This window comes from Verrucosispora sp. SN26_14.1, assembly GCF_004307965.1.
In the GTDB taxonomy this organism is placed as follows: Bacteria; Actinomycetota; Actinomycetes; order Mycobacteriales; family Micromonosporaceae; genus Micromonospora.
In genome coordinates this window covers 1-6406 of the sequence record NZ_SISL01000341.1, presented here as the reverse complement: position 1 = coordinate 6406, position 6406 = coordinate 1, and the positions used below count along the sequence as shown (strand labels likewise).

Annotated in this window: 6 protein-coding genes; 1 reads left to right on the top strand and 5 read right to left on the bottom strand. The window is 70.2% G+C overall.

Features of this window, described 5'->3' with window-relative positions; genetic code table 11:
* Positions 1-50: 50 nt before the first annotated feature.
* The 5 genes from EYA84_RS23810 to EYA84_RS23790 are packed head-to-tail and all read right to left on the bottom strand — an operon-like array spanning position 51 to position 5396.
* Positions 51-1088, bottom strand: a complete 1038-nt coding sequence (locus tag EYA84_RS23810; RefSeq protein WP_131055504.1) for a glycosyltransferase family 2 protein — start codon at positions 1086-1088, stop codon at positions 51-53.
* Positions 1085-2098 (bottom strand): glycosyltransferase family 2 protein, encoded by a 1014-nt coding sequence (locus EYA84_RS23805; protein WP_131055502.1) that lies wholly within the window; start codon positions 2096-2098, stop codon positions 1085-1087. The genes EYA84_RS23810 and EYA84_RS23805 overlap by 4 nt, the downstream gene beginning before the upstream one ends.
* Positions 2098-3063 carry a UbiA prenyltransferase family protein gene (locus EYA84_RS23800; RefSeq protein ID WP_131055500.1) on the bottom strand — a complete coding sequence of 322 codons (966 nt, stop codon included), beginning with the start codon at positions 3061-3063 and terminating at the stop codon, positions 2098-2100. The genes EYA84_RS23805 and EYA84_RS23800 overlap by 1 nt, the downstream gene beginning before the upstream one ends.
* A gap of 9 nt (positions 3064-3072) precedes the next feature.
* The gene (locus EYA84_RS23795; protein ID WP_131055498.1) at positions 3073-4092 is read right to left on the bottom strand and encodes an NAD(P)-dependent oxidoreductase; all 1020 of its coding nucleotides are present in this window, start codon (positions 4090-4092) and stop codon (positions 3073-3075) included.
* Entirely contained in the window at positions 4086-5396 is a 1311-nt protein-coding gene (locus EYA84_RS23790; RefSeq protein WP_201272462.1) for an aspartate aminotransferase family protein, read from the bottom strand. Before EYA84_RS23790 ends, EYA84_RS23795 begins: the two co-directional genes overlap by 7 nt.
* 289 nt (positions 5397-5685) lie before the next feature.
* On the opposite strand from EYA84_RS23790, the gene EYA84_RS23785 reads away from it, so the two are divergent.
* Positions 5686-6406, top strand: a 721-nt coding sequence (locus tag EYA84_RS23785; protein WP_236145926.1) for a glycosyltransferase family 2 protein, incomplete at its 3' end; no start/stop codon positions are given.

Sequence of the window (6406 nt, the reverse complement as noted above, 5' to 3'; positions counted from 1 at the left end):
CGCGCGCCCGGGTGGCGTCGCGGTGTCGGCGGCGACCGGCGCGGCGGTGGTCACGCCGATTCCCACCGGGGGGTGCCGTCGATCGGGAACGAGGCGTCGTAGAGCTGCCGGAACGGCCGGGAGAGCAGCCACTGCGCGGCGCCGGTCGCCACCCCGGCCGTGATCGTCACGTTGACCAGGAAGTGCAGCCCGGCGAAGCCGAGCAGGAACAACGGCCCGTGCCGCCGCAGGACGAAGCGGTACATCCCGGCGTCGCAGGCCAGCGACGCGGCCAGCAGGGCCGCCGGCAGCACCGCACCCCACGGCCCGAACAGCAGCGGTACGACCAGCGCCGGCAGGGCGAGAAACGCGGCCAGGCTGCCCCATGCCCGGGAGGCGGTCTCGAAGCCCTTGCCGAAGCGCCGGGCGCGGGCGTACAGCGGAATCCGCAGCCGTCCCCGGTGGAACAGCTTGCGCAGCAGTCCGGGCAGCTCGTGGTCGTGGTCGTGTCGGCCGCGTACCTCGGAGGTGAGCAGCATCCGGTACCGGCGGGTCAGCCGGTAGCCGTAGTCGACCTCCTCGGTCTGCCGCAGGGCCGGGTTGAAGGGCCCGATCTCGTCGTACACGGCCCGGCGGATCACGCAGACGGCGGGGAAGAGGAACGACACGTCGCCCTCCGAACTGATCGACCAGTAGTGGTACTGGAGCCCACGGTAGCGGGAGACGAGCGTGTCGTGGATCAGCGGCTCGGCGTCCTGGATCCCGCAGACCGCACCGACATCCGGCGCGTCCCGCAGGAGGCGCACCGCGTGGGCCACCGCGTCGGGCGCCAACGCCAGGTCGGAGTCGACGTAGCAGATCAGCTCGCCCCGGGTGTGCGCGGCACCGACGTTGCGGGCGGTCCCACAACCACCGTTCGCGCCGGTGCTGACCACGCGTACGCCGAGTGCCTCGGTCACCGCGACGGACTCGTCGGTGCTGCAGTCGTCGACCATCAGCACCTCGATGTTCGGGTAGGTCTGGTCGAGCACCGAGCGCAGGCAGAGGTCCAGGGACTCGGCGTAGTTGTAGTTGGGCACGATCACCGAGACCAGCGGAAGGGCGTTCATCGGGTGGCGACCTCCGGGCGGTCGTAGAGCCGACGGAACCGGCGTGAGGTCAGCCAGGCCAGCACACCGCAGGCTGCGGCGACCGCGATGACCAGGTTCAGGAAGAAGTGCATCGCGACGAAGTAGACCAGGAATCCCCAGCCGCGTTCGGCGCGGACGAAGCGGTACATCGGCAGGTCTCCGGCGACGAAGGCGGCGAACGCGGCCAGCGGCACCACCAGTGCCGCCGGGCCGAGCAGGACCGGGAGCACGAGGGTGAGCAGGGTCAGCGGGGCGGCGATGCTGACCCAGGCCCGGGGGCCGCTGCGCAGTCCGCCGGGGAACTCGGGTTTGCTCGCGTACATCGGGATGTGCAGCGCCGTGCGGGTGAACACCTTGCGGATCAGGACACCGAGTTCGTGGTCGTGGTCGTGCACACCCCGCACCCTCGGCGACAGCAGGATCCGGTAGCGCTGCGCGAGCCGCATGCCGTAGTCGGCGTTCTCGGTCTCGCGCAGTCGGGGGTTGAACGGGCCGATCTCGGCGAACACCCGGGCCGGCACGGCCAGCAGCGCGGTGTAGAGCGTCATGATCTGCCCCTCGTCGGCGATCAGCCAGTAGGACTGCTGGAGGCAGCGGTACTCCTCCAGCAGGCTGTCCCGGATCAGCGGCACCGGATCGTAGTTGCCGCACACCGCCCCGATCTCCGGGTCCGTGGTGAGCAGGTCGACCGCGTTGGCCACCGCGTCCGGGCGGGCCGCCACGTCGGAGTCGACGAAGAACAGGATCTCACCCGCCGCGACCGCCGCGCCGAGGTTACGGGCCGCGGCCGGGCCGCTGTTGCTCGGCGTCCGCACGACCCGCGCGCCGTGGGCCTCGGCGACCGCCACCGAGTCGTCGGTGCTGCAGTCGTCCACCACGATGATCTCCAGGCGCGGGTACGTCTGTGCCCGCAGGGAGTCGAGGCAGAGCCGCAGCGCGCGGGCGTAGTTGTAGTTCGGCACGATGACCGACACCAGGGGAGGGCTCATCAGTCCATCCAGGTCAGCAGGTGGGGATAGCGGGCGTTGATCTGTGCCACGGCCAGCACGACGCCGATCAGCACGGCACAGCCGACGATCGTCCGGTCGCGCAGCAGGATCCGGATCGGGTCGCCGCCGGTCCGCAGCACCAGGACCGCCTGGAGGTAGCGGAACGCGGCCAGCAGCCCGAGGGGTACGACGAGGGCCAGGACGGCCGGCGGGTAGGCGGCGATCGGGGCGTCCAGGTGCAGGTAGAGCAGGAAGGTGGTGCCGGCCAGGGAGGTGGTCAGGCCGAGCAGGTGGTCGGCGAGCAGCAGGTTGTAGCCGTGCAGCGCAGGCCGGTGCGGCGTGCCCAGGGCGGACAGTTCGTGCCGGCGCTTGCCGAGGATCAGCACCAGGCAACCGCTGAACACGGCGGTCAGCAGCAGGCTGGCGGGGACCGTCTCGGTGGCGGCGTACCCCTGGAGGACGCGCAGCACGAAGCCGGTGGAGACCACGCAGACGTCCAGCAGCGGCAGGTGCTTGAGCCACCGGCTGTAGGCGGCGCTCAGTGCCAGGTAGGCGATCAGCGGCCACCAGGTCATCTCCGGCCCCGTGACGGTCACCGCGACCAGTCCGACCGCGAGCAGCACCGCGTACGCCCAGGCGACCGGGACCGGGACGTGCCCGGCGGCGATCGGACGGTGTTGCTTGTCGGGGTGCGCCCGGTCCAGGTGGCGGTCGGCGATGTCGTTGAGCACGTAGATCACCGACGAGGCGAGCGTGAACGCGACGATCGCCCACAGGCACCGCCACAGCGACGACGCCGTCCAGACCGGGGTGTCGACCAGGGCGAGCGGAACGGCCAGGAGGTTCTTGACGACGTGACCCGGTCGGGCCAGGACGAGGAGGTGGCGTGGCAGCAGGAGCGGGCGTACGACCCGGTCGGGGGCGACCGGGGCGACCGGCTCCACCACGGTCTCGGCGGCGGTCATCGCGGGCCGTCAGAAGAAGATCTTCGCGGCGGCCAGGGCGCCCTGCCGCCACGGATCGCGGCTGGTCCGACCGTCCCGGGCCGGTCGGTGATGCTGCCGTTGCGCCCGCCACCACTCGTAGGTGCGCAGGATGGCGTCCTGGTTGGACAGCTTGGGCCGGAAGCCCAACCGGTCCCGGGCCTTCTCGGTGCTGACGTACGAGTCGGCCATCAGCTTGTGCAGCAGGCGCCCGTAGACCGGGGAGAGTCGGCTGCGTTCCAGCAGGCTGAGCGCGGCGAGTGCGGGCCGGGCGGGCAGCGAGACCACGCGTCGGCCGTGACCGGCGGCGTCCAGGACGGCCTGGAAGTCCTCGCGCAGTGTGCCGAACTCCTCGGCGGCGAGGTTGTACGTGTCGTTGGCGACGTCGTCGGCGGCGTGCAGGACGGTGACCACGGCGTTCACCAGGTCGTCCACGGCGAACATCTGGATCCGCACGTCGCCGCGACCGAGGACCGGGAAGTGGCGCCCTTCCTCCGCCCACTCGAAGAGCATGGCGAACAGTCCCATCCGGCCGGGGCCGACGAAGGTCTTGGGCCGCAGCACCGCCACCGGCAGGCCGTCCGCGCGGTGCCGTTCGGCGATCTCCTCGGCGGCGGCCTTGGCCGCGCTGTAGGTGTCGACCGGACTGCGCGGGTACGCCTCGGTGGTGGGCACCTGCTTCGGCAGCCCGTACACGGCGGTCGAGGAGACGTGCAGGACGCGAGCCACCCCGGCCCGGCGCGCCGCGTCGAAGACACCGCGCGTGCCGTCGACGATGACCGACCGGATCTCGCCGGTCGGGTAGCTGGGCAGCGCCGCCGCGCAGTGGATCACCACGGTGGCGCCGGTGAGGGCGCGGTCCAGCAGGGCCGGGTCGCGGATGTCGCCGACGTACCCGACGGTGGGTTCCGGTCGCAGGTCGACGCCACGGACCTGGTGTCCGTCGGCGGCGAGACGGTCGGCCAGCCGTGAGCCGAGCATCCCGGCGGCGCCGGTGATCGCGATCACCACAGCGATCCCACCTTCTGCGTGACGAACCGGGTCACCAGTCGGGTCAGTCCCTGGTCGAGCACCTCACCCAGGGCGTCCACGGCCCGCTGCGCGTCGGCCTGCTCGGTGACCAGCGACGGGCCGACGACAAGCGGGTTGCGGCCGTTGAGTGTGTAGTAGGTGAAGATGTCGTGGTCGCGGTAGAGCGCGTTGATGACGGCGCAGGTGACCAGCTTGGCCTTGAAGCGGGGGTCGCGGGCGACACCGGCCGGGGCGAGCCGGCCCACCAGGTCGAGGATCCGGGGTCCGCCGTCGATGTGCACACCCCAGAGCGCCCCGGCGCCGGCCACCCGGCCGACCGCCTCCGGATGCTCCTTGGCCAACCGGTGCAGCCCCGGTTCGAGGACCCGTTCCAGCGCCCGCGCCCGTGCCGGGTAGTCGTCCTCCACCACGATGTTGATCGCCTCGATGGCGGTGACGCACTCCTCCCCCATGCCGTAGTAGGTGGTGCTGGTGCTCTGCAACAGCGCGTCGGTCAGATTGTCGTACGCCTTCCGGAAGACCGGCTTGCGGGCGACGAAGGCCGATATGGACGACTTGCCGCCGCCGAACGATTTGCTGGTGGTCAGCACGTCCGGTATCAGATCCGGGTAACGCATGAAGTAGAAGAGGCTGCCCGTCTTGCCCCAGCCGGTGTAGATCTCGTCGAAGATGAGTACGATGTCGTGTCGGTCGCAGAGTTCCCGGACGCCGCGAAGGAAATCTTCGTCGCACCATTGAATGGTGGAGGCGCTGAAAGGTTCGACGATCAGGGCGTACACGTCACCCGCATGCCGCTCGATAGCGGACCGGACGGATTCCAGATCCCCGTACGCGAATGGGACGATTCCCGGAATTGTCGGAAAGTTGAAGTGCGGCTGTCCGGTGAGCCCACCGGAACCGAGCAACTTCCCGTGGAATCCGCAGTCCGCGCGAAGGATGGTGCCCCGTCGACCACCGTGGTACTTGTAGGCCAGCTTCACCGCACCCTCCACCGCCTCGGCGCCGGAGTTGGGCAGGAACGACATGGACAGATCGCCGGGCAGCAGCTGGGCCAGGTTGTGGCCGAGCGCCGCGAGGTAGGGCGAAAAGTACGTCTTGTGCACCTCCATTCGCCGACGCTCGGCGAAGCGTTGCCGGGCCGCCACGATCCGTGGATGGTTGTGGCCGTGGTTGAGCACCCCCACCCCGCCGGTCAGATCGAGGACGCGCCGGCCGTCCCGCAGGGTCAGGTAGGCGCCCTCGGCCCGCTCCACCAATTCCCGACCGAACCCGAACGACGTCATCAGATTGACCTGGCTCGCGTTCACGTACCGCCGATAGAGGTCGTGCACCTCGCGAACGGTGAACCGCTCGCATTCCTCGACACTGACGAGATTGGGCATGCCGCGACGCTATCTATTGGTTCGTGATCTTTCCTGGACCGAGGCTGGATGCAACCTTGACTACGCAAGGCAACCCTTGCCACGGCGGGTGGGGCATGGATAACTTGGTCAAGGCGCAACACAATTGCCGCCGGTCAATTCATCTGCACATTAGCCAACACTCGTTGAGGTGCCCGTCATGCCGCCGACGGTGTCGGTAATCGTTCCCACCCACAACAGCGCCAAGACCCTGGGTGCGTGCCTCGCGGCGGTGCACCGACTACGGCACCCGGTGACCGAGGTCATCGTGGTCGACGACGCCAGCACCGACGACACCCGGGCCGTCGCCCGGCGCTTCCCGTGCCGGCTGCTGGTCACCGACCGCAACGCCGGCCCGGCCGCCGCCCGCAACCGCGGCATCCGGGCCGCAACCGGCGACCTGCTGTTCTTCCTCGACTCGGACTGCGCCCCGGAACCCGACGCCCTGGGCAACGCCCTGGCCGTCCTGCGCGAGCAGCCCGACGTCGCCTGCGTACACGGCATCTACGCGCTGGAGCCGCTCTTCGACGACGGGCCGGTCGAGGCGTACCGGCTCACGCACGGGCACCACTGGCGGCTGCGCCACGTCGGCCGGGTCCGCACCACCCTCTTCGCGATCTGCCTCATCCGCCGCGAGGTCTTCGACACGGTCGGCCTCTTCGACGAGAAGCTGCGCGCCTCCGAGGACGTGGAGATCGGCGACCGGATGGGCGACCGGTACGGCATCGTCCTCACCGACACGGTGGTCTGCCGACACGACGACGACAGCCGACTCGGGTCGTTGCTGGCCAAGCAGTTCCGCCGCTCGCAGATGCTGATTCCGGTGGCCCTGGCCGAACGCGGACCGGCCGGGATCCGCGCCAACAGCGCGGCGGGCCTGCTCACCGCGGCGG